The 25,075-nt window shown below is 57.5% G+C and carries 26 protein-coding genes; 5 read left to right on the top strand and 21 right to left on the bottom strand.

Annotation, left to right across the window (positions count from 1 at the left end; genetic code table 11):
- The first annotated feature begins 246 nt into the window (after nt 1-246).
- Entirely contained in the window at nt 247-1,560 is a 1,314-nt protein-coding gene (gene gltP, locus P2W74_RS21295; RefSeq protein WP_192613741.1) for a glutamate/aspartate:proton symporter GltP, read from the top strand.
- Between the two features lie 101 nt (nt 1,561-1,661).
- On the opposite strand, the gene yjcO is transcribed toward gltP, so the two are convergent.
- Nucleotides 1,662-2,351: a Sel1 family TPR-like repeat protein YjcO gene (gene yjcO, locus P2W74_RS21290; RefSeq protein WP_276293128.1), complete on the bottom strand. Its 690-nt coding sequence runs from the start codon at nt 2,349-2,351 to the stop codon at nt 1,662-1,664.
- A 116-nt stretch (nt 2,352-2,467) separates the two neighbouring features.
- Nucleotides 2,468-4,615, bottom strand: coding sequence for a formate dehydrogenase subunit alpha (fdhF, locus tag P2W74_RS21285; protein ID WP_276293127.1), 2,148 nt, complete (start codon nt 4,613-4,615; stop codon nt 2,468-2,470).
- A 287-nt stretch (nt 4,616-4,902) separates the two neighbouring features.
- On the opposite strand from fdhF, the gene P2W74_RS21280 reads away from it, so the two are divergent.
- Nucleotides 4,903-5,634: a response regulator transcription factor gene (locus tag P2W74_RS21280; protein ID WP_276295248.1), complete on the top strand. Its 732-nt coding sequence runs from the start codon at nt 4,903-4,905 to the stop codon at nt 5,632-5,634.
- A gap of 27 nt (nt 5,635-5,661) precedes the next feature.
- On the opposite strand, the gene P2W74_RS21275 is transcribed toward P2W74_RS21280, so the two are convergent.
- From P2W74_RS21275 to P2W74_RS21250, 6 genes are all read right to left on the bottom strand, one after another.
- Nucleotides 5,662-6,666: a carbohydrate kinase family protein gene (locus tag P2W74_RS21275; protein WP_276293126.1), complete on the bottom strand. Its 1,005-nt coding sequence runs from the start codon at nt 6,664-6,666 to the stop codon at nt 5,662-5,664.
- Entirely contained in the window at nt 6,663-7,523 is an 861-nt protein-coding gene (locus P2W74_RS21270) for a ketose 1,6-bisphosphate aldolase (RefSeq protein ID WP_276293125.1), read from the bottom strand. The genes P2W74_RS21275 and P2W74_RS21270 overlap by 4 nt, the downstream gene beginning before the upstream one ends.
- 14 nt (nt 7,524-7,537) lie before the next feature.
- Nucleotides 7,538-8,221 (bottom strand): D-lyxose/D-mannose isomerase, encoded by a 684-nt coding sequence (locus P2W74_RS21265; protein WP_276293124.1) that lies wholly within the window; start codon nt 8,219-8,221, stop codon nt 7,538-7,540.
- 82 nt (nt 8,222-8,303) lie between these two features.
- The gene (locus P2W74_RS21260) at nt 8,304-9,245 is read right to left on the bottom strand and encodes an ABC transporter substrate-binding protein (RefSeq protein WP_276293123.1); all 942 of its coding nucleotides are present in this window, start codon (nt 9,243-9,245) and stop codon (nt 8,304-8,306) included.
- A gap of 100 nt (nt 9,246-9,345) precedes the next feature.
- The gene (locus tag P2W74_RS21255) at nt 9,346-10,341 is read right to left on the bottom strand and encodes an ABC transporter permease subunit (RefSeq protein ID WP_276293122.1); all 996 of its coding nucleotides are present in this window, start codon (nt 10,339-10,341) and stop codon (nt 9,346-9,348) included.
- Nucleotides 10,338-11,858 (bottom strand): sugar ABC transporter ATP-binding protein, encoded by a 1,521-nt coding sequence (locus P2W74_RS21250; RefSeq protein WP_276293121.1) that lies wholly within the window; start codon nt 11,856-11,858, stop codon nt 10,338-10,340. The genes P2W74_RS21255 and P2W74_RS21250 overlap by 4 nt, the downstream gene beginning before the upstream one ends.
- Nucleotides 11,859-11,972: 114 nt before the next feature.
- Between P2W74_RS21250 and P2W74_RS21245 the strand changes: the two genes are divergently transcribed.
- The 3 genes from P2W74_RS21245 (at nt 11,973) to yjdP (ending at nt 15,496) form a co-directional block, all read left to right on the top strand.
- The gene (locus tag P2W74_RS21245) at nt 11,973-14,285 is read left to right on the top strand and encodes a hybrid sensor histidine kinase/response regulator (protein ID WP_276293120.1); all 2,313 of its coding nucleotides are present in this window, start codon (nt 11,973-11,975) and stop codon (nt 14,283-14,285) included.
- A gap of 176 nt (nt 14,286-14,461) precedes the next feature.
- Nucleotides 14,462-15,094: a GNAT family N-acetyltransferase gene (locus tag P2W74_RS21240; RefSeq protein WP_276295247.1), complete on the top strand. Its 633-nt coding sequence runs from the start codon at nt 14,462-14,464 to the stop codon at nt 15,092-15,094.
- 69 nt (nt 15,095-15,163) lie between these two features.
- Complete coding sequence (gene yjdP, locus P2W74_RS21235) at nt 15,164-15,496, top strand: DDRRRQL repeat protein YjdP (protein WP_276293119.1); 333 nt, start codon at nt 15,164-15,166, stop codon at nt 15,494-15,496.
- A 64-nt stretch (nt 15,497-15,560) separates the two neighbouring features.
- Here yjdP and P2W74_RS21230 read toward each other — a convergent pair whose 3' ends face one another.
- The 13 genes from P2W74_RS21230 to phnE all read right to left on the bottom strand — a co-directional run bounded on the left by P2W74_RS21230 (nt 15,561) and on the right by phnE (nt 25,048).
- On the bottom strand, nt 15,561-16,031 hold the full coding sequence (locus tag P2W74_RS21230; RefSeq protein ID WP_276293118.1) for a hypothetical protein: 471 nt from the start codon (nt 16,029-16,031) through the stop codon (nt 15,561-15,563).
- A 70-nt stretch (nt 16,032-16,101) separates the two neighbouring features.
- Complete coding sequence (phnP, locus tag P2W74_RS21225) at nt 16,102-16,860, bottom strand: phosphonate metabolism protein PhnP (RefSeq protein ID WP_276293117.1); 759 nt, start codon at nt 16,858-16,860, stop codon at nt 16,102-16,104.
- 63 nt (nt 16,861-16,923) lie between these two features.
- Complete coding sequence (phnO, locus tag P2W74_RS21220; RefSeq protein ID WP_276293116.1) at nt 16,924-17,358, bottom strand: aminoalkylphosphonate N-acetyltransferase; 435 nt, start codon at nt 17,356-17,358, stop codon at nt 16,924-16,926.
- Nucleotides 17,351-17,899, bottom strand: coding sequence for a ribose 1,5-bisphosphokinase (gene phnN, locus P2W74_RS21215; RefSeq protein WP_276293115.1), 549 nt, complete (start codon nt 17,897-17,899; stop codon nt 17,351-17,353). Before phnN ends, phnO begins: the two co-directional genes overlap by 8 nt.
- A gap of 2 nt (nt 17,900-17,901) precedes the next feature.
- Entirely contained in the window at nt 17,902-19,038 is a 1,137-nt protein-coding gene (gene phnM, locus P2W74_RS21210) for an alpha-D-ribose 1-methylphosphonate 5-triphosphate diphosphatase (protein WP_276293114.1), read from the bottom strand.
- Nucleotides 19,035-19,715: a phosphonate C-P lyase system protein PhnL gene (phnL, locus tag P2W74_RS21205; protein ID WP_276293113.1), complete on the bottom strand. Its 681-nt coding sequence runs from the start codon at nt 19,713-19,715 to the stop codon at nt 19,035-19,037. The genes phnM and phnL overlap by 4 nt, the downstream gene beginning before the upstream one ends.
- Before the next feature lie 101 nt (nt 19,716-19,816).
- Complete coding sequence (gene phnK, locus P2W74_RS21200) at nt 19,817-20,575, bottom strand: phosphonate C-P lyase system protein PhnK (protein ID WP_203359247.1); 759 nt, start codon at nt 20,573-20,575, stop codon at nt 19,817-19,819.
- Nucleotides 20,572-21,363: an alpha-D-ribose 1-methylphosphonate 5-phosphate C-P-lyase PhnJ gene (phnJ, locus tag P2W74_RS21195; RefSeq protein WP_276295246.1), complete on the bottom strand. Its 792-nt coding sequence runs from the start codon at nt 21,361-21,363 to the stop codon at nt 20,572-20,574. The genes phnK and phnJ overlap by 4 nt, the downstream gene beginning before the upstream one ends.
- A 46-nt stretch (nt 21,364-21,409) precedes the next feature.
- Complete coding sequence (locus P2W74_RS21190; RefSeq protein WP_276293112.1) at nt 21,410-22,477, bottom strand: carbon-phosphorus lyase complex subunit; 1,068 nt, start codon at nt 22,475-22,477, stop codon at nt 21,410-21,412.
- A complete protein-coding gene (phnH, locus tag P2W74_RS21185; protein WP_276293111.1) occupies nt 22,477-23,073 on the bottom strand; it encodes a phosphonate C-P lyase system protein PhnH in 597 nt (198 codons plus the stop codon). Before phnH ends, P2W74_RS21190 begins: the two co-directional genes overlap by 1 nt.
- Nucleotides 23,070-23,522, bottom strand: a complete 453-nt coding sequence (gene phnG, locus P2W74_RS21180) for a phosphonate C-P lyase system protein PhnG (protein ID WP_276293110.1) — start codon at nt 23,520-23,522, stop codon at nt 23,070-23,072. The genes phnH and phnG overlap by 4 nt, the downstream gene beginning before the upstream one ends.
- Complete coding sequence (phnF, locus tag P2W74_RS21175) at nt 23,523-24,248, bottom strand: phosphonate metabolism transcriptional regulator PhnF (RefSeq protein ID WP_276293109.1); 726 nt, start codon at nt 24,246-24,248, stop codon at nt 23,523-23,525.
- A gap of 20 nt (nt 24,249-24,268) precedes the next feature.
- Nucleotides 24,269-25,048: a phosphonate ABC transporter, permease protein PhnE gene (gene phnE, locus P2W74_RS21170; RefSeq protein WP_276293108.1), complete on the bottom strand. Its 780-nt coding sequence runs from the start codon at nt 25,046-25,048 to the stop codon at nt 24,269-24,271.
- Nucleotides 25,049-25,075: the final 27 nt, after the last annotated feature.

Raw genomic sequence — 25,075 nt, 5'->3', positions numbered from 1 at the left:
GGCTATAAAAATCTTTTTATAACAAATAGTTATTGATGATTATCGCAATAAATTCGCATTATTATGCATTAAATTAGCGAAAAGCCCCGTTCTTAAAGGGTTGCACAAGATGCCGTGTAAATGGTACTGATTATGCCCGTTAAAAAACACTACAAACGTACACAACACAATTCATACCCTTTCAGTATGTAACCATTCTCACGTCAGCGCACGTAGAATGGCGCTTCATTGAGGAAGTCTGTCGTTATGAAAAACATGAAAATCAGCCTGGCCTGGCAAATTTTGCTGGCTATGGTGCTGGGCATTCTGCTGGGCAGTTATCTGCATTATCACAGTGACAGCCGCGAATGGCTGGTTGTAAACCTGCTCTCTCCGGCGGGTGATATCTTTATCCACCTGATCAAAATGATCGTTGTGCCGATTGTGATCTCCACCCTTGTGGTCGGTATTGCAGGCGTCGGTGACGCGAAGCAACTGGGGCGTATTGGCGCCAAAACCATTATCTATTTCGAAGTGATCACGACCGTTGCCATTATCCTTGGGATTACCCTGGCGAACGTGTTCCAGCCCGGTTCCGGGATCGATATGTCGCAGCTGGCGACGGCGGATATTTCGAAATATCAGAACACGACGGCAGAGGTGCAGAGCCACGCGCATGGCTTGATGGGCACCATTTTGTCGCTGGTGCCGACCAACATCATCGCGTCGATGGCAAAAGGTGACATGCTGCCGATTATCTTCTTCTCGGTACTGTTTGGTCTCGGCCTGTCATCGCTGCCGTCAACGCACCGCGAACCGCTGGTGGCGGTGTTCCGCTCTATCTCAGAAACCATGTTCAAAGTGACGCACATGGTGATGCGCTATGCGCCAGTCGGTGTGTTTGCGTTGATCGCCGTCACCGTCGCCAACTTTGGTTTTGCCTCGCTGTGGCCGCTGGCGAAACTGGTGCTGCTGGTTCACTTCGCGATTCTGTTCTTTGCCCTGGTGGTGCTGGGAATTGTGGCGCGGATATGCGGGCTGAGCATCTGGATCCTGATTCGTATCCTGAAGGATGAATTGATTCTGGCGTACTCGACGGCCAGCTCGGAGAGCGTGCTGCCGCGTATCATTGAGAAGATGGAAGCCTATGGCGCACCGGCGTCGATCACCAGTTTCGTGGTGCCAACCGGCTACTCCTTTAACCTCGATGGCTCAACGCTGTACCAGAGTATTGCGGCCATTTTTATCGCGCAGCTGTACGGCATCGACCTGTCGCTGTGGCAGGAAATCGTGCTGGTGCTGACGTTAATGGTGACATCAAAAGGGATTGCTGGCGTGCCGGGCGTATCTTTCGTGGTGCTGTTGGCAACGTTGGGTAGCGTGGGGATCCCGCTGGAAGGTCTGGCGTTTATTGCCGGTGTTGACCGTATCCTCGACATGGCGCGTACGGCGCTGAACGTGGTGGGCAATGCGCTGGCGGTGTTGGTTATTGCCAAGTGGGAACACAAGTTTGACCGTAAAAAAGCGCTGGCGTATGAGCGCGAAGTGCTGGGCAAATTCGATAAAACCGCCGATCAGTAATTGATTGCGGGTTGATTGCCGGATGGCGCTTCGCTTATCCGGCCTACGCTTCCTTTGTAGGCCTGATAAGACGCGAGAGCGTCGCCATCAGGCAATCTGATTCACCCATTGGTTAACTTTTCAAACTCTTCACAGCCGGTATCAAATCCTTCCATACAGCTCAGATTCAACCAGTGCAGCGCCTTTTGTTTATTCTTCTCGATAAAACCCTGTTCGCCGTTCAGGAAGATCATTCCGGCCCAGTATTCGGAATATCCGGTACGGGAAATCGCGGAGCTACGCTTGAAGTACCAGGTGGCTTTAGCGTCGTCTGCGGGGATCCCCACACCGTTGGCGTAAATCAACCCGAGCAGCATTTGCGCGTCGACGGCAGAGTCATTTTCCAGATTTTCAGAGGCGTTTTGCAGCAGTGAGATCGCTTTTGGGTAATCGGGGTGACCCGCTTGGGTATTGACCAAAATACGCGCCAGCGTAATTTCGCCCGGCAGACTCCCCGCCTGTACGGCTTTTTCGGCGAGCGTCCTGGCCTCGGGGTAATCCAGACTCACCGGATTGGTGATCTTGATTTGCGCCAGTAATGCGCAGGCGTCCGCATCACCGTTATCCGCCGATTTTTGCGCCCAGAATTCGGCCTTGCTCAGATCACCGGAGCTAAACCAACTGTCTGCGAGATAGTATTGCGCACGGCGGTCTCCGGATTCAGCGGCCTTCAAATACTGGCTGCCCGGCTCTGGCTCTTCGGCATGGGCAACGCATGTCATCATTAACATCAATGCGAAAAGTCGTTTCATCTTATTTTTATGTTTAGGGTACGGAACAAGCAGTATAGAGCGATCTTTTGGATAAAAAAACAGCCTCCAGAAGGAGGCTGTTGAGGCGGATATCAAACGTTGACCGGTAAAACCGATCAGCCCATTGCACTTTCGCGCAGGCGGGTTTTCAGCTTGGTGTACTCGTCAATCACATACTGTTCGGCAGTGCGCTGATCGGCAATGCGTTCAACGTTGACGGCACAGTATTTATACTCCGGCGTTTTGGTAATCGGGCTTAAGTTCTCGGTCACCAGCTCATTACAGGCACCAATCCACCACTGGTAGGTCATGTAAATCGCGCCTTTGTTCGGACGATCGCTCACGGCCGCACGGGTGATGACTCTGCCCTTGCGTGAGTTAACCCACACCAGCTCTTCATCTTTAATACCCAGACGCTCAGCGTCGGCGGTGTTGATTTGCGCATAGCCAGGTTCATCCGCCAGCGCTGCCAGCGCCGCACAGTTACCGGTCATCGAACGGCAAGAGTAGTGGCCGACTTCACGCACCGTAGAGAGCACCATCGGATACTCTTCGGTGAGCTTGTCAATGGGCGCTACCCAGTCGCAGGTGAAGAACTGCGCCAGGCCGTTCGGGGTGTCGAACTTCTCTTTAAAGAGGTAAGAGGTTCCCTGATCGGCATCCGACGTATCGCGGCATGGCCACTGGATGTAGCCCAGTTCGCCCATCTTCTCGTAGGTGGCACCGTAGAAATCCGGACACAGATGGCGCAACTCATCCCAGATTTCCTGAGTGTTGTTGTAGTGCATCGGATAGCCCATACGGGTCGCGATTTCACTGATGATTTGCCAGTCTGTTTTCAGATCCCACTTCGGCTCAACCGCTTTGAAGAAGCGCTGGAAACCACGGTCAGCGGCAGAGAAGACGCCTTCATGCTCACCCCATGACGTAGACGGCAAAATAACGTCTGCGGCAGCGGCGGTTTTGGTCATGAAGATGTCCTGCACGATGACCAGTTCCAGATCCTCAAACCCTTTGCGCACGGCAGAGAGTTCCGCATCGGTCTGAAGCGGATCTTCACCCATAATGTACGCGGCGCGGACTTCGCCGTGGGCCGCACGGTGCGGCAGTTCGCTGATGCGATAGCCGGTATGCGCCGGCAGACTTTCCACGCCCCAGGCTTTGGCGAATTTCTCGCGGTTTTCCGGGAACTTCACGTACTGATATCCCGGATAGGTATCCGGCAGCGCACCCATGTCGCAGGCGCCCTGAACGTTGTTCTGGCCACGAACCGGGTTAACGCCCACGCTCGGTTTACCGAGGTTACCGGTCAGCATGGAGAGGCTGGTCAGTGAACGCACGGTTTCGACGCCCTGATAGAACTGGGTAACGCCCATGCCCCACAGGATTGTCGCGTTTTTCGCGGTTGCGTACATACGCGCAGCCTGACGAATTTCCTGTGCGCTAACGCCGGTTATCTCTTCAACGGATTCCGGGGTATAGCCCTCGACAATCTTACGATACTCTTCAAACCCTTCCGTACGGGAGGCAACGAACGCCTGGTCGTACAGGTTTTCTTCAATAATGACGTGGCCCATCGCATTGAGCAGCGCGATATTCGAGCCGTTTTTCAATGCAACGTGCATATCGGCAATACGCGCGGTTTCGATTTTGCGCGGATCGCAGACGATAATTTTCGCCCCGTTACGTTTAGCGTTGATCACGTGATTCGCCACGATAGGGTGGGAATCCGCCGGGTTATACCCGAAGATGAACACTAAATCTGTGTTATCAATTTCATTGATAGCATTACTCATTGCGCCGTTACCGACCGATTGGTGCAGACCTGCAACCGATGGGCCGTGTCAGACGCGAGCGCAGCAGTCAACGTTATTGGTACCAATAACGGCGCGCGCGAATTTTTGCATTACATAGTTGGTTTCATTACCGGTACCGCGGGAGGAGCCGGTGGTCTGAATGGCATCCGGGCCATACTTCGCTTTGATGGCGCTCAGGCGGTCAGCAACGTAATTCAGCGCTTCATCCCAGGACACGGATTCCAGTTTGCCGCCACGATGGCGACGGATCATAGGGGTTTTCAGGCGCGGGGTCAGGATCTGGGTATCATTGATAAAATCCCAGCCATAATAGCCCTTCAGACACAAGGTACCCTGATTGGTTTTCCCCTGCGCCGCCTCCGCCCGAACGATTTTGCCGTTATCGACCACCAGGTTGATTTTGCAACCTGATGCGCAATATGGGCAAACCGTGACGACTTTTTTCATCGGTCTCGCTCCAGTTAATCAAATCGCGCATACGCGCTGTCGCCTTCAGTATGCATCTTTTATGCCATCTTTTTATTGTGGGCATTCCCTGATATTACGGGCAAATTTTGGGCAAAATGCTGACGAAAAGCAGGCTGTCGTCAGTTTTGACGTGACGAATTCAAAATATGTGACAGCCAGTCAATGTGACGGTGCTTATGTTTCCAGCATCTCCTCCTGCGCAATTTCTGTTACTCCGGGCAGAATCATTCACACTCATCTGAGTGAGAGACGAAAGGGGAAGGATGATGAAGCCTGCTGTTTTGATCGTGGATGATGACACCGCAATCTGCGCACTGCTGCAGGATGTGTTGAGCGAGCATGTTTTTGCGGTTACCGCCTGCCATACCGGACAGGAGGCGATACGCTGCGTCGAAGAGCGCCCCGAGATTGCGCTGGTCCTGCTGGACATGATGCTGCCCGACATAAACGGATTGATGGTGTTACAGCAGGTCCAGAAAATCAGGCCGACGCTGCCCGTGGTGATGTTGACAGGGATAAGCAGCGAGTCTGATGTGGTGGTGGGGCTGGAAATGGGGGCGGATGATTACATCTGCAAACCGTTTAATCCCCGGGTGGTGGTGGCGCGCGTCAAAGCCGTGTTGCGCCGGGGCGGCGTACCGGTAGCCGAAGGCGGCGTGACGCAAATCTCTGGCCTTTCTTTTAACGGCTGGCATCTGGATACCGGGCGTTGCCAGTTGCGTGATCCGCAGCAGCAAACGATAGATCTGACGCAAGGGGAGTACAGTCTGCTATTGGCGTTGGCGCAAAATGCCCGTCGGGTTCTGAGCCGCGAGCAGTTGCTGGCACTCACGCACAGCGACAGCATCGAGGTGTTTGACCGCACCATCGATGTGTTAATCATGCGTTTGCGCCGCAAAATTGAAGCCAATCCGCATCAGCCGACGCTGATAAAAACGATACGCGGTCTGGGGTATGTGTTTGCCGCCGACGTTCAGCATCACGACAAGGCGGCATAGTGTTGTTGATCCGACCGCTGAAATTCATCAAGTATCCGGCATTTCCGCCTTTAACTCCGCCAGCGTTTTGGCGCCGTCAATGGCGTTCGCACACAGCAGGCTAGCCCGTGCGCAGGCATGCGCCAGCGTAATGCTGTCGGCCAGCGACCATGACTCATGACAGCCGTACAGGAAGCCCGCGCAAAAGGCGTCGCCTGCGCCAACGCTGCCGACGATCTCCTCCTGCGCCAGTTTCTGCGACGGTATCCAGACGCCAGGCTGATCCGGCGTTTCCCCCCACGCCCCTTCCGGGCAGTGGATCACCACGCGCTGTCGAACGCCCGCGTTGAGCAACTCCCGCGCGATGCTGGCGATGTGCGGAATATGTGGCCCGCCGTCCGGATAACGAATCTCCAGACCGCTGAACTCACCGGCTTCCAGCTCGTTAATCACCAGATAATCAAGATGAGGCAACGCGGGCAACACCAGCGGCTGATAACGCGGGTCGCCCTTGCGTGAGACCAGGTCCAGCGACGTTTCAAACCCATTCTCGCGCATCTGCGCCAGTAGCCGCGCGCTGCGCGTACCGTACTGGCCATCCGGCATATCCAGACTGTCGAGCAGCAGCAGATAACCGAGATGGAAGATTTTCATTGAGTTGTCGAGCCGATCAAAGGCGGGCAGATCCAGCAGGCGGTTTGCGCCAGGCGAGTGAAAAAAGGTGCGCTGGCCGCTGGGGTCGGTCATGACTTGCGACATTGAGGTCGGTGCGAAGGTGGTGCGCTGCACGTGCTGGCGATTGACATGATACTGCTCCAGCATCGCCATAATGTAGTCGCCGTCGCTGTCCTGACCGATAAGCCCCACCGCCTGCAAAGGCAAACCGGTATGCATCTTTGCCAGCGTCAACAAGACGTTGAGCGGTGCGCCGCCCGTAGAGCGCTCGCTGTGACTAATTTCCGCCAGCCAGCCGCGCTCCGGCCACTGCACAATTTGATGCACGTGATCGACCAGCATATTGCCCGCGGCGATGATGCCTTTGCGTTCCATCACACTTGCCCCGCGCTGCCAAAAATGCGCATCTGCTCAGAGACGGTATCGGTAATTGCGGCCTCAATACCCAGCAATAGCTCGGCAAATTCATCGTACAGCGGCTGGCGGTTCGCCATGCGCAATTCGATGGCGGCCAGCGCCGCCTGCGACATTCCGGTGTAGAAGTTGATTTTGTGAATACCCAGTTCGATGGCGCGACGAAAATCAGCGTCGCTGATACCGGAACCGCCGTGCAGCACCAGTGGGATCGCGGCCTGTTGGCGGATTTCATCTAAACGTGGGAAGTCGAGTTTCGGCTCGCCTTTGTACTTACCGTGCGCGTTGCCGATGGCGACCGCGAGGGCGTCAATCCCGGTTCTGTCGACAAAGTCCCGCGCCAGCAGCGGGTCGGTAAACAGCGATTCGTCGGCATGACCATACAGCGCGCCGCCTTCGTCACCGCCGACGGCTCCCAGCTCAGCCTCTACGGATACGCCCACGGCGTGGCACATTTTTACCACTTCGCGGGTCTGGCGAATGTTCTCTTCATACTCCAGCGTCGAGCCGTCAAACATCACCGAACTAAAGCCCAGACGTAGCGCCTGAACCACCGATTCAAAATGCAGACCGTGGTCGAGATTAAGCACCACCGGAATGTCGTGGCGGGCAGCCTCGAATTTAATCATCTCGACCAGCGAATCCAGCGAGACGTACTTAAAATGCACTTCGGCAATATTGATGATAAACGGCGACCGTTCCTGCTTCGCCGCGGCAAACAGCGCGCGCAAAAAGTGGGAGTCCAGGACGTTAAACGCCCCTAACGCGTAGCGATGCTCACGGGCGTGGGCGAGCCCATCAGCAAGAGAAATCAGTGGCATAACAGCCTCCTTGTTCAACGGAACAGTCGATACTCGTTACACAGCACCAGTTGCGCCGGTTCATCTTCTTCAATGTCGTTATAACGGGCGAGTGGCTGCAGGAAGTGGTTGTCGTGGTCGTCGTCATTGACGGAAGAGACTTCGCCGACCAGCACATCGCCGAATCCAGACTCTGCCCAAAAGCTGTGATACAGACCGGGCGTCAGGCAGATGCTCTCTCCAGGCATCAGGCGCAGCTGGCTGCCCGCCGCGTGGGTTTGTCGGCAGCCATCAATCACCACCGTGACAGCGCTGTTATCTGTTTGATCGTGGGCGTCGGCGTTCCACAACTCAACGATCAGATTACCGCCGCCGCGATTGATGATGTCCTCATGCTTGCGCCAGTGAAAATGCATCGGCGTGATTTGCGCGTCCCGCACATGCATGATTTTTTCGGCGTAGCACTTTTCGTAAGGGAAGGCGTTAGGTGAACCGTTGCGCAGGGTAAACAGCGTTAACCCTAAGGCGGCAAAGTTTTCCCCGCCAAAAGCCGTCACATCCCAGCCAAGCTTGAGATCGAACACTTCACGCCAGACCTCGGCATCCAGCTGTCGCCATTGCGTTGGCGCAAAGCTGGCGAAGGGCGGAAGATGGACGTCATGCATGGAAAAAAACTGCCGTGTATGACCGAGGATTTCGTTTATTTCGGAGCGTTTCATGGACAGGATCCTCCTTATGTGATGTCGCCTTCCAGGCCTGATGGCGCTGCGCTTATCAGGCCTGGACAGAGGCCGCTTGCCGCTATTTCACCGTCCAACCCTTATAGCCACCGACGTTGCTCTTATCGATCATCGTCACCGGGATCAGCACAGGCTCTTTCGGTGCAGGTTTCCCCTGTAGAATGTCATAGCCGATTTCTACCGCTTTTGCCGCCATAACCTGTGGATCCTGTGCAGGCGTGGCGACAAACAGCGAGTTCTCACGCTTCAACGCCTCTTCGGCATCCGGGCTGCCATCGACACCAACAATAAAGAATTCGTTACGTTGCGCCTGTTTTGCTGCGAGATCGGCGCCGATCGCCGTCGGATCGTTAATCGCAAACACGCCGTCGATCTTCGGATTCGCCGCCAGCAGGGCGGTCATCACTTCCAGTCCGCCTTCACGACTGCCTTTGGCGTTCTGGTTATCGGAAAGCACCTTGATGTCCGGATGTTTTTTGAATTCGGTCTGACAGCCTTCTACCCGGTTCTGTACGGCAGATACCGGCGGTCCGTTGATGATCACCACATTGCCTTTGCCTTTCAGGCGATCGGTGATGTATTTACACGCCATTTCCCCCGCCTGGGTGTTATTGGAGGTAATGGTGGCATCAGCGCCTTCTGCCGCGACGTCAACCGCGACGACCACGATCCCCGCGTTTTTTGCCCGCTTCACCGCCGGGCCGATCCCTTTCGAATCCGCCGCGTTAAGGATTATCATGTCGACTTTGGCGGCGATAAAGTTGTCGATCTGCGACACCTGTTGGCCCAGATCGTAACCGCTGGAAACCAGCGTCACTTTCACGCCGTCACCCGCCAGCTTGCGCGCTTCCAGCTCTGCACCTTTGGTGATCTGCACGAAGAACGGGTTGGCAAGATCGCCCACCGTCACGCCGATCGATTTGAGATCTTTGGCCTGCGTAAACGGTGCTGCGGTCAGCAGCGCGCCTGCACAGAGCGCGGTTACTAATGGCTTCAAACGCATAGTCTTTTCCTCACGTAGGGTACTTTTTGTTGTCATTGCCTGATGGCGCTACGCTTATCAGACCTACGGGGGTGTAGGACGGATAAGGCCGGCAGGTGTGTTATGCACTTTGATGATGTCGGGTACGGTATTTATCGATCAGCACCGCAATGATGATCACCGCCCCTTTGATCACCAGTTGCCAGAAATACGAAACGCCCATTAGCGTCATGCCGTTATTAAGTGTGGCAATGATCAACGCCCCCACCAGCGTGCCGGTGATCGTGCCGATCCCGCCGACAAAACTGGTGCCGCCGAGGATCACCGCGGCGATGGCGTCCAGCTCGTAACCCATGCCTAAGTTGCCGTTGGCGCTGTACAGACGTGAGGCGCTCATCACCCCGCCAAGTCCGGAAAGCAGGCCGCTCATGCCGTATACAAACAGCAGCACCAGCCACACTTTGATGCCGGTTAAGCGCGCCGCCTGCATATTGCCGCCGACTGCGTAGATATGAACGCCCAGCGTGGTGCGGCGCAAAATAAACCAGCACACCACAATGACCGCCAGCGCAATCACCACCAGCCACGGAATCGGCCCGAGATAGTTGTTGCCGATCCACTCGAAACTGATATTGGAGTTAATCACCGTGGTGCCGTCCGCCAGCAGATAGGCGCCGCCGCGCAGCGCCGTGTAAGTGCCGAGGGTGACAATAAACGGCGGCAGTCCGGCAAAGGCCACCAGCGCACCGTTAAACAAGCCCAGCAGCATACCGAGCATCAGCGCGACGGGCACAGAGAGCATGGCGAATTCGGGGATCAGTGAAACCACCATCGCCGCCACCGCCGTGGTGCCAAGAATCGACCCGACGGAAAGATCGATACCGCCGGTCAGAATGATGAAGGTCATGCCCGCCGCTAATACGATGTTGATCGACGCCTGACGGGTAATATTCAGCAGGTTGCTCTCGGTAAAAAAGTTGGGCGCGATAAAGCCAAATACCGCGACGATCAGGATAAGAATGGGCAGGATACCGACGGTTTGCATCAGATCGCCCATCAGCATTTTTTTGGCGGAGGCGGATTTCGCCACCTGCTGGGGAGTGGTTGAATTATTCATGGTTGCCTCGCCTGAGGGGGGGAGTCGTTCGCGCCGGTGGCCAGCGTCATAATGTTTTCCTGAGAAATACTTTTTCCGTTCAGTTCTCCGGCAATGCTGCCTTCGTGCATGACGTACACCCGATCGCTCATGCCGACGACCTCCGGCAGTTCGCTGGAGATCATCAGGATCGCCACGCCCTGGCGCGCCATGTCATTCATGATGCGGTAGATCTCGCTTTTGGCGCCGACATCCACGCCGCGCGTCGGTTCATCAAGGATCAAAATGCGCGGACCAATCGCCACCCAGCGCGAAATCAACAACTTTTGCTGATTGCCGCCGGAAAGCCCGCCCGCCCGTACCTGCGCATGCGGCACACGGATGTTGAGTAACTGAATTGCATCGTCGGAGATCGTCTGCGCTTTTTTACGGTTGAGCATGCCCCAGGTGGCGTCACGCTCCAGCGTCGCCATGGTGATGTTCTCCGCCGCCGCCAGTTCTAAAAACAGCCCCTGTTCTTTGCGGTTCTCGGTGAGAAAACCGATGCCATAGTCGATGGCTTCGCGTGGGGAGTGGATCACCACCGGCTCGCCATCCACTTCAATCATGCCGCCGGTGGCTTTGCGCACGCCAAAAATCAGTTGCGCCAGTTCAGAGCGCCCGGCGCCGACCAGTCCTGCCAGGCCGACAATTTCCCCGGAACGCACCAGTAAACTGCACGGCTGCACTTTGCCGCCATCGGTCAGGTGATGGACATTCAGGCGCGCTTTGCCTAAGGGAATATCGCGCTCTTTGTTGAACAGATCGCTCAGTGGCCGACCCACCATCATGCGCACCAGTTCGGCGGCGTTGAGTTTGTCGCGGGTCAGGCTGCCGACGTACTGACCGTCGCGCAGCACGCTGACGCGATCGGAAAGTTCATACACTTCCGCCATGCGGTGGCTGATATAGATAATTGCCATCCCTTCATCACGCAGACGCATGATCAGTTCAAACAGGCGGTGGGTTTCACGCGAGGAGAGGGCGGCGGTGGGTTCATCCATCACCAGAATGCGGCTGTTGCGGTGCAGGGCGCGGGCGATTTCCACCTGCTGTTGTTCGGCGATGGTCAGTCGCATCACTTTATCGCTGGCTTTAAAGTGCGCGCCGAGGCGATCGATCACCTGCTGCGCCTGCAGGACCATCTCTTTGCGTTGCACCAGCCCGCCGCGCGACAGTTCACTGCCGAGGAAAATGTTCTCCGCCACTGTCAGGTTCGGGGCAAGCTGCATCTCCTGATAAATCAGGGTAATGCCTGCGCTCAGGGCGTCTTTTGGGCCTTTGATATGGAAAGGCTGACCGTCGATCAGAATCTCGCCGCTGGTGGCGCTGTACGCCCCGGCAAGCACCTTCATCAGGGTGCTTTTTCCCGCGCCGTTTTCACCCATCAGGGCGTGGATTTCGCCGGGATATACCGTCAGATCGACCCCTTTCAGTGCGTAAAATTTGCCAAAGGCCTTGGCAATATTGCGCATCTCCAGAACCGGTGCCCTGCTCATGGCGGATCTCCTGCGGGGTTGTCGATATCAGCAGTCCATCACAGGAAAGTAAATGCAAAATGTCAGAAGCCGTTCATATTTGTCATAGTGATATTTTTCTTCATGGAGCGTGATATGCCGCAGCCTGGGCGTCACTTTTTCGCCAGCGCGCGCGGGCGATTGCTGTTCTTTAACCTACTGGTGGTGGCGGTCACGCTGATGGTGAGCGGCGTGGCGGTGCTGGGTTTTCGGCACGCCAGCCAGATTCAGGAGCAGGTACAACAGCAGACTGTTGATGACATGACTGGCAGCATGAATCTGGCGCGCGACACCGCCAACGTGGCGACGGCGGCGGTGCGACTGTCGCAGGTGGTCGGCGCGCTGGAATATAAAGGTGAGGCGGAACGCTTACAGGAGACGCAGCGTGCGCTGAAACAGTCGCTGGAACAACTGGCCGCCGCCCCGCTGGCGCAGCAGGAGCCGGAGCTGGTCGCCCGCATTATTCAGCGCAGCAACGAACTGCAAACCAGCGTAGCGGGCATGCTTCAGCGCGGGCAGCGACGACATCTTGAGCGTAACGCGCTACTGAGTTCGCTGTATCAGAATTTGAGCTATCTGCGGCATTTGCAAACGATCAATGCGGCGCAGGATGCGGTGTTGCTTGCTCAGATGGACAGGCTGATTGTGGCGGCCATCGAAACACCCACGCCGCGCTCTGTGGTCAAGCAACTGGATGGCGTGATGCCCCTGTTGCCAACGCGTAACGCCCGCCCGCTGGTCAACGGCATCCTCAGTGACTTCAATCAGGAGTTACACCAGCTTGAACCGCTCTCGGCGGCGCTGGAACAAAGCGATTTGGCGATCATCTGGCATATGTTCCACATCAAAGCGCTGGTGGCGATCCTCAACAGCGACATCAACCAATATGTGGCGCAGGTGGCGGCCAGTTCAGAGCAGCGTGTGGCGCAAAGCCATCAGGAGTTGCAGTCTATCATCATGTTTATCATGACATTTGCCCTGCTGGCGATTGTCATTACCGGGTTTGCGGGCTGGTATATTTACCGCAATCTCGGCTCCAACCTGACGGCAATCTCGCGGGCAATGACCCGCCTGGCGCACGGCGAATCGGACGTCAGCGTCCCTGCCTTGCAGCGGCGCGACGAACTGGGAGAACTGGCGCGCGCGTTCAACGTTTTTGCCCGTAATACCGCCTCGCTGGAGCACACCTCGCGCCTATTGAAGGAAAAAAGCACGCAACTGGAAATCGACAGAATCGAGCGCAAAGGGCTGGAGGAAGCGCTGCTGCACAGCCAGAAAATGAAAGCGGTAGGGCAACTGACGGGAGGGCTGGCGCATGACTTTAACAATCTGCTGGCGGTGATCATTGGCAGTCTGGAGTTGGTTAACCCCGACTCGCCGGATGCGGCGCGCATTTCGCGGGCGCTAAAAGCGGCGGAACGTGGGGCGTTGCTGACCCAGCGGCTACTGGCCTTCTCACGCAAGCAGTCCCTGCATCCCCATGCGGTGGAGTTGAGAACGTTGCTGGAGAATCTTGGCGAACTGATGCGCCACTCGTTGCCCGCCACCCTGACGCTGGACATTGAAGCCCAGTCGCCCGCCTGGCCCGCGTGGATTGACGTCAGCCAACTGGAGAATGCCCTCATCAACCTGGTGATGAACGCCCGTGATGCGATGGAGGGGCAGATGGGCACCATCAAAATTCGCACCTGGAATCAGCGCGTCACACGCAGCAGCGGGCGCAAAGAAGATATGGTGATTCTGGAGATTGCGGATCACGGCTGCGGGATGTCGCAGGAGATCAAAGCGCAGGTTTTTGAGCCGTTCTTCACCACCAAACAGACCGGCAGCGGCAGTGGCCTGGGGCTTTCGATGGTGTACGGATTTGTGCGCCAGTCCGGCGGACGGGTGGAAATCGAGAGTGCGCCGGGGCAGGGAACGACGGTCAGATTGCAACTGCCCCGCGCGATTGTGCCTGTTGCGACACCTCCGGAACCGTTGGCCGAAGAGGCCGTTGCCCGCACGGATAAACTGGTTCTGGTGCTTGAAGATGAGGCCGATGTACGCCAGACGCTGTGCGAGCAGCTGCATTTGTTGGGCTACCTGACGCTGGAAGCCGCCAACGGCGAGCAGGCGATGCAGATGCTCGCCGCCTCCACAGAGATCGACATTTTTATCAGTGACTTAATGCTACCTGGCGGGTTAAGCGGCGCGGATGTGGTGAACCATGCGCTGAAACACTATCCCCATCTGACGCTGCTGCTGATCAGCGGTCAGGATTTACGCCCGGCAGACAATCCTGCACTGCCGGACGTGGCGCTGTTGCGTAAACCGTTTACCCGGGTACAGCTTGTGCAGGCGCTGCATCAGGCAGTGATAAAAAGCGACAGTGCGCCAGCGAATGTGGCAATAGAACAGCAGATGAATTGAGAATTCTGAAGGTGATTACAGTGGGTTGGCGCGCGTGATTCAGAGAACCAAAATTTTCGGCGAGTTTAGGCATTCATCAGGCGTGGAAGCAAAACCGGTGATGTTAATCTGAGCAAATACTGTCTGATTGGGATATAAAAGGAATTATGCCGGTACTGACAAAAGGTGACTCACAGATGATTGTGATGCCCACAACGTACAGCCCAATGACTGTCGCCCGCTCTTTTAACGTCGTGGAAGAATTTGAACTTTCAGGACGGGTTTTGCATGTCATTTATGACCCTCAGACGCCAAGAGCGGCCATTATCGAAGCGGACGTTGAAATGTTTGAAGGCGTCCCCCGCCATCGTGTCATTGCGGCTCTCGATTTACAGCGAAAAGACGCCTTAGGGAAGGATATCGTTGCCGTTGAACGCTGTTGGGAAGAGACCAACGTGCTTCAGGTGGAAGGTATCTGTGTTGAACCGGTTGAACGCGATAAAGGGTTGGCGACGCGTTTGTATGAGGCTCTGATTCTGCGATGCGGTATCACGCTTATCAGTGATTTTGAGCAGTGCGATGGTGGGAAAATGCTTTGGCAAAAGATCGCCCGTGAGTCCGATCAGATTTCCGTTTTTGTGTTAGATACGGAACAAGGGGCATTCTGGCCCTATGATGGCAGTAAGGTCATTTATGATGGCGGTTGTATTCCTGAGGAGCGTATCTGGAGTATTTCTCCGGATCAAAAATGCCAGGGTGTCGTATTGGTCGCAGAGGACAAACAGCGCGCTAACCAGTTAATGACAGCGACGGCGTCCTGGCGAAATTGAGATTCCTCCGCTACTCCCGGCGTTTACCTTTCATTAACGTAAAGCCAGCTCACCTGCGAGACTGGTCCTATGAAACGTTACTCTATCGCTCTGTTACTGAGCCTGTGCTCTTTAGGCAGCCCACTGGCCTATGCCGACATCATCGATGACGCCATCGGCAACATTCAGCAGGCGATCAGCGATGCCTACAAACCTGATAGTGACCGCCGCTATGACGATGACTCTCGGTATGACAACGGGCAACGGCAGATGAGTGACGATCGCCGCAGGCAGTACGACGACAGGCAACGTCAGTTTGAAGACCGGCGTCGCCAGTTAGACGAGCGCCAGCGCCAGCTCGATCAGGAGCGTCGCCAGCTAGAAGATGAAGAGCGAAGGATGGAAGGGGACTACTATCGGTAGCCGTTAATTCTTCGCGGTTTCGGCACACACTCTTTCAGCACTCGCGATAATACAACGCGCGCGTTTACCCTTTGGTTTCGGGCTGAACCGCGCTGGGGCGATTGCCATGTCCGGCGAGGCGAGGAACCCAAAAGCCCAACACGCCTCCTGCGAACAGGCCAGTACAGAACACTATCCACACAAACTCATGAGTGAATAATGCCCTTGCGCTGAGCGCATGGGGAATGAGTTCGTACAGCAACGCGAGCGCGCCGCCAATGGCCGCACAGGTGAGGCTGCGCCAGTAGCGTGAGTCGTAAATTCTGTCCGGCAGGCAGGCGCTGAGAGCCCCTGTCGCCAGCGCCGGGAGTGCGCCGATTAACCACGTTAATACCAGAAACTGTGGTAACACTCTGCTGATATCGAACAGCAATTCCCACGGAGAATCTCTAAAATAGAGCACCGTGATGGCGACGGTGAGGGGGACGCCGGTAAACGGTCCCAACAAAGTAAACCAGCAGGCATGATGGATAATACGGCGTGTTTTTATGTTCACAGGATCCCCTTCAGCGTGTTTTCTCTGCAGGGAAAGTAGTCTGCGTAAGTGAAGAGACGATGAAGTGGCGTTAATCCAGCACAATCTCCATCCCGTCGAAGCCCGCTTCAATGCCCTCCGGCAGCGGGTTCTCCATCAGCCACAGGTCGAACTGATGGCTGATGTGGGTGAGGATCACCCGTGGGCAGCGGATGACGTTATTGAGCGCCACGACGGTATTTAAATCACAGTGGTTACGCGCAGGCTCCGCACGCGGTGCGTGGCTACAGTCGATAATGAGCGTCTGCGGCGGATTGTTCAGCAGAAATTTCAGCGTTTTGTCTGGCAATCCGGCGGTGTCAGAGAGCCACGCCACGCGGCTGTGCGCTGTTTCCAGCAGATAGCCAAACGTCAGCTTTGAGTGATTCAACGGCAGCGGCGTGACCTGCAATCCCTGCAAATCAAACACCACAAACGGCTTCACCGTGTGGCTGAAATCCAGAATACCAGGATGCTTAAACAGATCGTCACAGCCCTGCTCGTCAGGCGGGCCGTATACCGGGATCGTCGCACCCACGCCCCAGCGAAGTGGAAACAGTCCCTGGACATGATCCATATGGTAGTGCGTGAGCAGAAACTGCCGGAAAGATCCGGCAGGCCAGCGATCCATCAGATCGTGCAAACCGGCGTCCAGCAGCGTTACCGCGTCGTTGAATTTGAGTGATCCACTACAGGGGCGGCGGCGATAGTGCGCCTGCAAACGCGCGCGACGACAGGCGGCGCAGTCGCAACCAAAAGCGGGCACCTGCTGTGCGCCGCCGGTGCCGGTTAACGTGATGGTCAAACTCATCGTGACTCCCCTTGTCGTATCGTGCCGGATGGCGACGCGAGCGTCTTATCCGGCCTACGTACCTCACAATGCTTTCGTGAAGCGAAAATGGCTCCGTTCATACCCTTCGCGCAGGTAAAAACGGTGCGCGTTGTGACGCGTCACGCTGGTGGAAAGTTCGGTCATCTCAGCGCCCGCCTGGCGCGCTTCTTCTTCTGCCCACGCGAGTAACCGACTGCCGACTTTGCCCCCGCGCGCATGCGGCATCACCACCAGTTCCTGAATTTCGCCAATCCAGTTGGCGTGATGCAGATGAAACTGCAAATGCAGACCAATCATGCCAACTACCTGGCCGTCGAGCAGCGCCAGTTGGTAGCGCAAATTGCTATCCTGCAAATTAGCGGCAAACCCGGCGCTAAAGGCCTGGCGGTTAAATTCGGCCTGCTTCAGCTCGCAGATCAGCGCGTAGACGGCCTCGGTATCTGCCAGGGTGGCATGGCGTAGTTCACAGTCAAACATCTATTTTCTCCTTGCGACCCATCAGCGTGAGTAACGCATCGACGGACTGCAATAAACTTCCGTCGTTATTCAGCTTATGACAGTTAAATGGCGCGTAACGGGCGGCGCGTTCGAGGCGAGCGGCGATCTCCGTTTCATTTTCTCTCCCGCGAGCCTGTAAGCGCTGGCGCAGGATAGCAGAAGAAACCTCTAAACAGACAGGAAGTAGCGATATACCGTAGCGCGCCTGCGCTTGCGCCAGATGCGCGCGTGAACCGTTGACCACGACGTCGAAACCGGCGTGCAGCCAGAGGTCAATCTCCACCCCGACGCCGTAGTAAAAGCCGTTGGCGTGCCAGCTTAGCGCCAGCAGATTCTGCCCGGCGCGGGTAAAAAACTCGTGTTCACTGAGGGCGATATGGTTTTCATGCCCGGCGTTGGCTGACCGGGTGATGTAACGATGCGCCACCAGCAGTTGCGCAGGTTCCTGTTGGCGAAGTTCCGCCAACAGGCTGTCCTTCCCGGAGCCGGACGGCCCCATCAGCCAGATCAGTTTTCCCATCGTCAGAACACCCTTTTTCCCTGCCGCCAGACATGGTCGATATGAATATGATCGCCTTTGCGGTGCGCCAGCACCAGGTCGGCGCGTTTGCCTTCGGCGATCACGCCGCGATCGTCAAGGTTCAGCGCCCGTGCCGGGTTGCGGGTGACTAGCCGAATTGCCTGCGGCAGCGTAAAGCGGTTGGCTTTGTCGTCTGCGACGCGAAACGCCGCATCCAGCAGGCTGGCGGGGTAGTAATCCGACGAGAGGATATCCAGCAGCCCCATTTCCGCCAGCGTATGCGCCGCCACGTTGCCGGAGTGCGAACCGCCGCGCACGATGTTGGGTGCGCCCATCAGCACGTTCATCCCACACTGGCGTGAAGCCAGTGCGGCATCGAACGTGGTGGGAAATTCGGCGATCACGCTGCCAAGTTGATGAGACTCCCGCACATGATCGTGGGTGGCGTCATCATGGCTCGCCAGCGCGATATGCCGCTCGCGACACAGCTGCGCAATGGCGGTACGGTTCGGCTGCGACCAGCGCGCCGCAAGCTGAAGCTGTTCTTCTTCGTAGCGGGCCATCTGCTCATCGGTGAGAGAATATTTGCCCTGATAATATTCGCGGTATTTTTCGCGGCTGGCGAACTGGCGTTGTCCCGGCGAGTGATCCATCAATGACACCAGCGTCACCGGTTCACGGCCCACCAGCTTTTCAAACAGCGGCAGGGTGGAGTGATGCGGCAGCTCGCAGCGCAGATGCAGACGGTGCTCGGCGCGGTTGACCCCGCGCTTTTGCGTCTCTTCCACCGCGTTGATCATCTTCTCGAGATTTTCCAGACGGTCGCCGCCGTCGCGCACGTCGCCAATCGCCACCGCGTCCAGCACGGTGGTGATGCCGCTGGCGACCATCAGCGCGTCGTGGCTGCTCATCGCCGAATGGGCGGGCCAGTCCACCTTCGGACGCGGAGTAAAGAATTTGTCGAGATTGTCGGTATGCAGCTCTATCAACCCCGGCAGCAGCCAGCCGCCTTCGCCGTCCAGCGCCTCGGGAAGACGGCTCTGACTTTGCGCAAAGGCGCGGATCACACCATCCTGCATTTCCAGCGATCCGTGCACCACTTCATCTTCCAGCACCAGTTTTACATTATTGATAATCATGCTGTTGTTCCCATCAGGTGCAAACGGTCCGCCACGCGGTCGCGCACGGTACTATCGTGAAAAATGCCGACAATCGCCGCACCGCGCGCTTTTGCTTCTTCAATCAGCGCCACTACCGCCGCGCTGTTTTTGGCGTCCAGCGAGGCGGTGGGTTCATCAAGCAGCAGAATGGGGTAATCGACAATAAACCCACGGGCGATGTTGACGCGCTGCTGTTCACCGCCGGAAAAGGTGGAAGGGGCGAGATGCCACAGCCGTTCTGGAACGTTCAGGCGGGTGAGCAGATTCGCGGCTTTGGCGGCGCACTCTTCGCGTGATACACCCAGATCCAACAAGGGTTGCATCACCACGTCCAGCGCGCAGACGCGCGGGATCACCCGCAGGAACTGGCTGACCCAGCCAATCGTTGAACGGCGAACTTCCAGCACCTTGCGGGCGGGCGCTTGTACCAGATCCACCCACTCATCGCGGTGGCGAATGTGGATGTGCCCTTCATCCGGCAGGTAGTTGGCATACAGCGAACGCAGCAGCGTCGATTTGCCGCTGCCGGAGTGGCCGTGCAGCACCACGCATTCACCCTTTTTCACCTCCAGAGAGGCGCTTTGCAGCACCGGCAGGCGCACGCCGTTTTGCTGGTGGAGCACGAAGGTCTTACTCACGTTTTCTACGCGGATCATGTTGGCCTCTTGATTCTTATTGCCGGATGGCGGCTGCGCCTTATCCGACCTACATGTACCGTAGGTCGGGTAAGCGCAGCGCCACCCGACACAAGCAATGGTTAATTCTGTAAAACCGACGACACCAGCAACTGGGTATAGGGGTGATGCGGATCGTCGAGCACACGGTCGGTTAACCCACTTTCCACCACCTGACCCTGCTTCATCACCAGCAGACGGTCCGCCAACAGGCGCGCGACGCCCAGATCGTGGGTGACAATTACCACCGCCAGATCCAGTTCCACCACCAGACCGCGCAGCAGGTCCAGCAGTTTGGCCTGTACGGAAACGTCCAGCCCGCCGGTGGGTTCGTCCATAAATACCAGCTTCGGGTGGGTGACGAGGTTACGGGCGATTTGCAGACGCTGCTGCATGCCACCGGAAAAGGTGGTTGGCAGATCGTCAATGCGTGAGGCGGGGATCTCCACCTCCTCCAGCCAACGCTTCGCGGTGGCGCGGATCTCGCCGTAGTGACGCGCGCCGGTGGCCATCAGGCGTTCGCCGATATTGCCGCCCGCCGACACCTGACGGCGCAGACCGTCCAGCGGGTGCTGATGCACCACGCCCCATTCGGTGCGCAGCAGGCGGCGACGGTCGGCCTCGTGCATGCCGTACAGCGAACGGTTCTGATACTGAATCTCGCCCGACTGCGGCGTCAGGCGCGAAGAGATCGATTTCAGCAGGGTGGTTTTGCCGGAACCGGACTCTCCGACGATGCCCAGCACCTCGCCAGGCCACAGGTCAAAAGAGACATCGCTGAAGCCTTTGCCCGGCGCGTAGAGATGGGTCAGGTTATTAACCGAAAGCAGCGGTTGCGTCATTGGCTGAGGGCCTCGCTCTGTTGGCGGCAGTAGTCGGTGTCGGAGCAGACAAACATCCGTTTGCCGGTGTCGTCGAGCACCACTTCATCGAGATAACTGTGGGTCGAACCGCAGATGGCGCAGGGCTCATCCCAGGTTTGTACGGTAAACGGGTGATCGTCGAAATCGAGGCTTTCCACGCGGGTGTACGGCGGCACGGCATAAATGCGTTTTTCGCGGCCTGCGCCAAACAGTTGCAGGGCGGGCATCCTGTCCATCTTCGGGTTATCGAATTTCGGGATTGGCGAGGGGTCCATCACGTAGCGGCCGTTGACCTTCACCGGGTAGGCGTAAGTGGTGGCGATGTGGCCGAAGCGGGCGATATCTTCATACAGCTTCACCTGCATGACGCCGTACTCTTCCAGCGCGTGCATGGTGCGGGTTTCCGTTTCGCGCGGTTCGATAAAGCGCAGTGGCTCTGGGATCGGTACCTGAAAGATCAGGATCTGATCTTCCACCAGTGGGGTTTCCGGGATCCGGTGACGGGTCTGGATCAGCGTAGCGTCTTCGGTACGCTCGGTGGTATTCACCCCGGTGACGCGCCTGAAGAAGTTGCGGATCGACACCGCGTTGGTGGTGTCATCCGCACCCTGATCAATCACTTTCAGCACGTCCGGTTCGCCAATCACGCTGGCGGTCAACTGGATGCCGCCGGTGCCCCAACCGTAAGGCATCGGCATTTCACGGCCGCCAAACGGCACCTGATAGCCTGGAATCGCCACCGCTTTCAAAATGGCGCGGCGGATCATGCGTTTGGTCTGCTCATCCAGATAAGCAAAGTTGTAGCCGGAGAGGTTAGTGGTCACGGGCGGCCTCCTGTTGCAGGCGTTTGAGCAGTTCCAGTTCGGCCTGGAAATCGACGTAATGGGGAAGTTTGAGGTGCGAAACAAACCCCGCCGCCTCGACGTTATCCGCATGCGCCAGCACGAACTCCTCGTCCTGCGCCGGTCCGGTGACCGTTTCATCGTAGTCGGGTGCCTGTAGGGCGCGGTCCACCAGCGCCATCGCCATCGCTTTGCGTTCGCTCATGCCGAACACCAGTCCGTAGCCGCGGGTAAAATGTGGCGCTTCATTTTCCGGCGCGACAAAGCCGTTGACCATTTCACATTCAGTCATCAGCAGTTCGCCGATGTTCACCGCAAATCCCAGCTCTTCCGGCACTGTTTCCAGCGCGACGTAGCCACTGCGGATCTCGGCGGCAAACGGGTGGTTGCGTCCGTAGCCACGCTGGGTGGAATAGGCCAGCGCCAGCAGGTAGCCTTCGTCGCCGCGCATCAGCTGTTGCAGGCGCGAGGGACGTGAACAGGGGTAAACCGGCGGCGTGCGGGTGATGTCGTCAGGTTGAGCGCCATTATCTTCTTCGCGCTTCGCCAGACCCTGCCTGGCCAGCAGTGAAAAGACGTGCGGGGCTGGTTCCTGCGTATTTTCTGCGGGACGCAGCGGCGGCGTCTCTCCATTGGCCAGCAGCGTAAAATCGAGCAGGCGATGGGTGTAGTCGTAGGTTGGCCCCAGCAACTGCCCGCCGGGAATGTCCTTGTAAACGGCGGAGATACGGCGTTCCAGACGCATCCCGGCGGTATCCAGTGGTTCGCTAACCGCCAGCTTCGCCAGAGTCGTGCGGTAAGCGCGCAGCAGGAAGATCGCTTCGACGTTGTCACCGCTGGCCTGTTTCAGCGCCAGCGCCGCCAGTTCGCGGTCAGCGATACCGCCTTCGGTCATCACCCTGTCGACAGCGAGATTCATCTGCTGTTCGATTTGCGCCACGCTCAGTTCGGCAATCGTGCTGTCGCCCCGGCGTCGGTTCTCCTGCAGCGCGTGGGCGTTGGCTATTGCCTTTTCGCCCCCTTTAACGGCGACGTACATCAGCACACCTCCACATGGGTGGTTCGTGGGATAGCCAGCAGCCGGTCGCCGCAGGTGAGGATCAGATCGACCCCCAGCGGGAAAGGATGCGGGCGCTCGGTGAGCTCGTGGATCAGGCAGTCCGGCAGCTGTGGCGCGATCATGCGCTCTTCTGCGATGCCCGCGCCGGTGAGGCGCAGCATACGTCCGCCGCTTAAGCTGGCGACCTGTACGATAAGGGTGGCGCTGGTCTCCGGTGCCACGGCAGAACCGGCGGAGAGGGCGTTAAGCTGCTCGCTGCTGATGCGCTCGTCGGCGACGGCAAAGGTCGCCCGTTGCGGTTGTTCCACCAGGGTTGCGTTGGTGTGAAAGCGCAGATTCTGACTGGCGATATCATTGTTCATGGAAGGGGCCAGCCAGACCGGCGTGTCGCCGTCGACCAGCGTCAGCAGCACGCTGGTGGTGGCGAGATTCAGCGGCTGCCAGCCGTGTTTCAGTTGATGCAGGGCAACAATAACGCCGGGTTCGCTCATTGCTTTTAGCAGGCGGCGAAAGCTCTGTTGTGCGTCCTGGACGGGTAAGTTAAAAGCGGTCAGTAGTGCCGTAGATCGTGTCATGCGTTGTCTCCGCGTACCAGCGTGAAGAAGTCGACCCGGCTGGCGTTGACGTCGGCACGGCGAGCGCTAATCAGGGCGTCGCGTTCCGCTTCCAGCGGGGCAATTAAGGTTTCCATTAGGTTCTGGAAATGCGTCTGTTCCTGCAGCAGCGCGTCGATCACGGCACACTGCTCGGCGTGGTGTTTGTTGCGCCCCAGCAGATAGCTGTAGCCCAGCGTGCCGCTGGCAAGGCGAACCACCGCACGGGTAAGGGTGGTGTCTCCGGCGAAGAAGCGGTTGCCGGTGCCGCCCATCCGCGCCTGAATCTGCATCAGTCCGGTTTCCGGGGCGCGGATCAGTTGATATTCCGGCGTCAACTTCAGCGTCTTGATGCGCGCGTTCAGTGCCTCGGCGTTGCTGTAAGCCAGCACGCGCATCCAGCGCTGGCGGGTGGCGATATCAAAGTGCATTCAGTGCTCCATGGTGAATTCGATCATGTCGGCGCGGGTCAGGCTGACGGAGTATTCCGTTGCCTGTGCTTCGCCTTCACGGTGGTTCAGGGTGCGCACGCACAGCAGCGGCGCCATATTGGGGATTTCAAGCACCTTGCTCTCTTTGGCCTGCGCTCGGCGGGCGCTGATGCGCGTTTGCGTGCGTTGCAGCGCCAGACCCGCGTGCTCGCGCAGATAGTCGTGCAGCGAACCGCTGCTAAAATTCTGCAATAGCGGCCAGAGAGTGAGGTCGGAAAAGTAATGGTCAATCAGACACAGGGCGATGCCGTTCACCCGACGCAGGGTGCGCAGGTGGATGACGTTGTCGCCCTCGTTGACGCTCAGCGCGTCGGCAATATGACTGGAGGCTGGGCGCAGCACCGCCAGCAGTTTTTCGCTGGTGGGATGGCTGCCCTGATCCAGCAGATTCTGGCTGAAACGTGCCTGGGCATTGAGTGGGTAATCGAACGGGCGCATCAGCACCAGCACGCCGACGCCCTGACGACGCTGTACCCAGCCTTTCTCCACCAGTTGGTCGATGGCGCGGCGCAGGGTGTGGCGGTTCACCTCAAAGCGGGCGGCAAGCTGATGCTCCGCCGGAAGGTAGTCGCCGCAGCGGTAATGTTGACGAAGCTCCTGCTCAAGTCTCGCGGCAATTTCCTGATAACGCGTCGGATAACTGGTCGGATGTGTAGACAAGTGCATAGCAATCAATGCCTCGCTGATCAGATGAAGTGCTTACGCAAACGCTGGGAGAGGAAATCCAGCAGGCTGACGGTGACGATGATCAACACCATCAGGGCGCAGGTTTGCTGAAACTGAAAACCGCGAATCGCCTCCCACAGCGTGACGCCGATACCGCCTGCGCCGACCATTCCGACCACCGTGGCGGAGCGGACGTTGGACTCAAAGCGGTACAGCGAATAGGAGATAAGTAGTGGCATCACCTGGGGCAGAACGCCGTAGAGGATCTCTTCAATTTTGTTGGCACCAGTGGCGCGAATGCCTTCTACCGGTCCCGGTTCAATGGCTTCTACCGCTTCGGAAAGCAGCTTGGAGAGCACCCCGGTGGTGTGGATAAACAGGGCCATCACTCCGGCGAACGGACCGAGACCGACGGCGACCACGAACAGCATGGCGAAGACCATTTCGTTGATGGCGCGACAGGCGTCCATCGCTCTACGCATCGGCTGGTAAATCCACCAGGGCACGAGGTTGTCGGCGCACATCAGGCCGAAAGGAATCGAGAGGACGACGGCGAGGGCGGTACCCCAGACGGCGATTTGCAGGGTGACGGCCATTTCGCCGAGATAGTCCTGCCACTGGCTGAAGTCCGGCGGGAAGAAGTCGGCGGCGAAGGTCGCCATATTGCCGGAATCTTCGATCAGCGTGAGCGGGGCCATTTCAGCGCCCTTCCACGAGACAACCAGCACGGCGAGCAGGATGGCCCAGCTCAGCAGAGAGAACCAGCTACGCTTAGGCGGGGCGACGGTGATGGTTTGCATATTTGGCTCCGTTGTTCTGTCTTGCCG

It is taken from the genome of Citrobacter enshiensis (genome assembly GCF_029338175.1).
In the GTDB taxonomy this organism is placed as follows: Bacteria; Pseudomonadota; Gammaproteobacteria; order Enterobacterales; family Enterobacteriaceae; genus Citrobacter_D; species Citrobacter_D enshiensis.
Note: the sequence above shows the minus strand (reverse complement) of the source record. Positions and strands in the feature narration are given on the sequence as shown.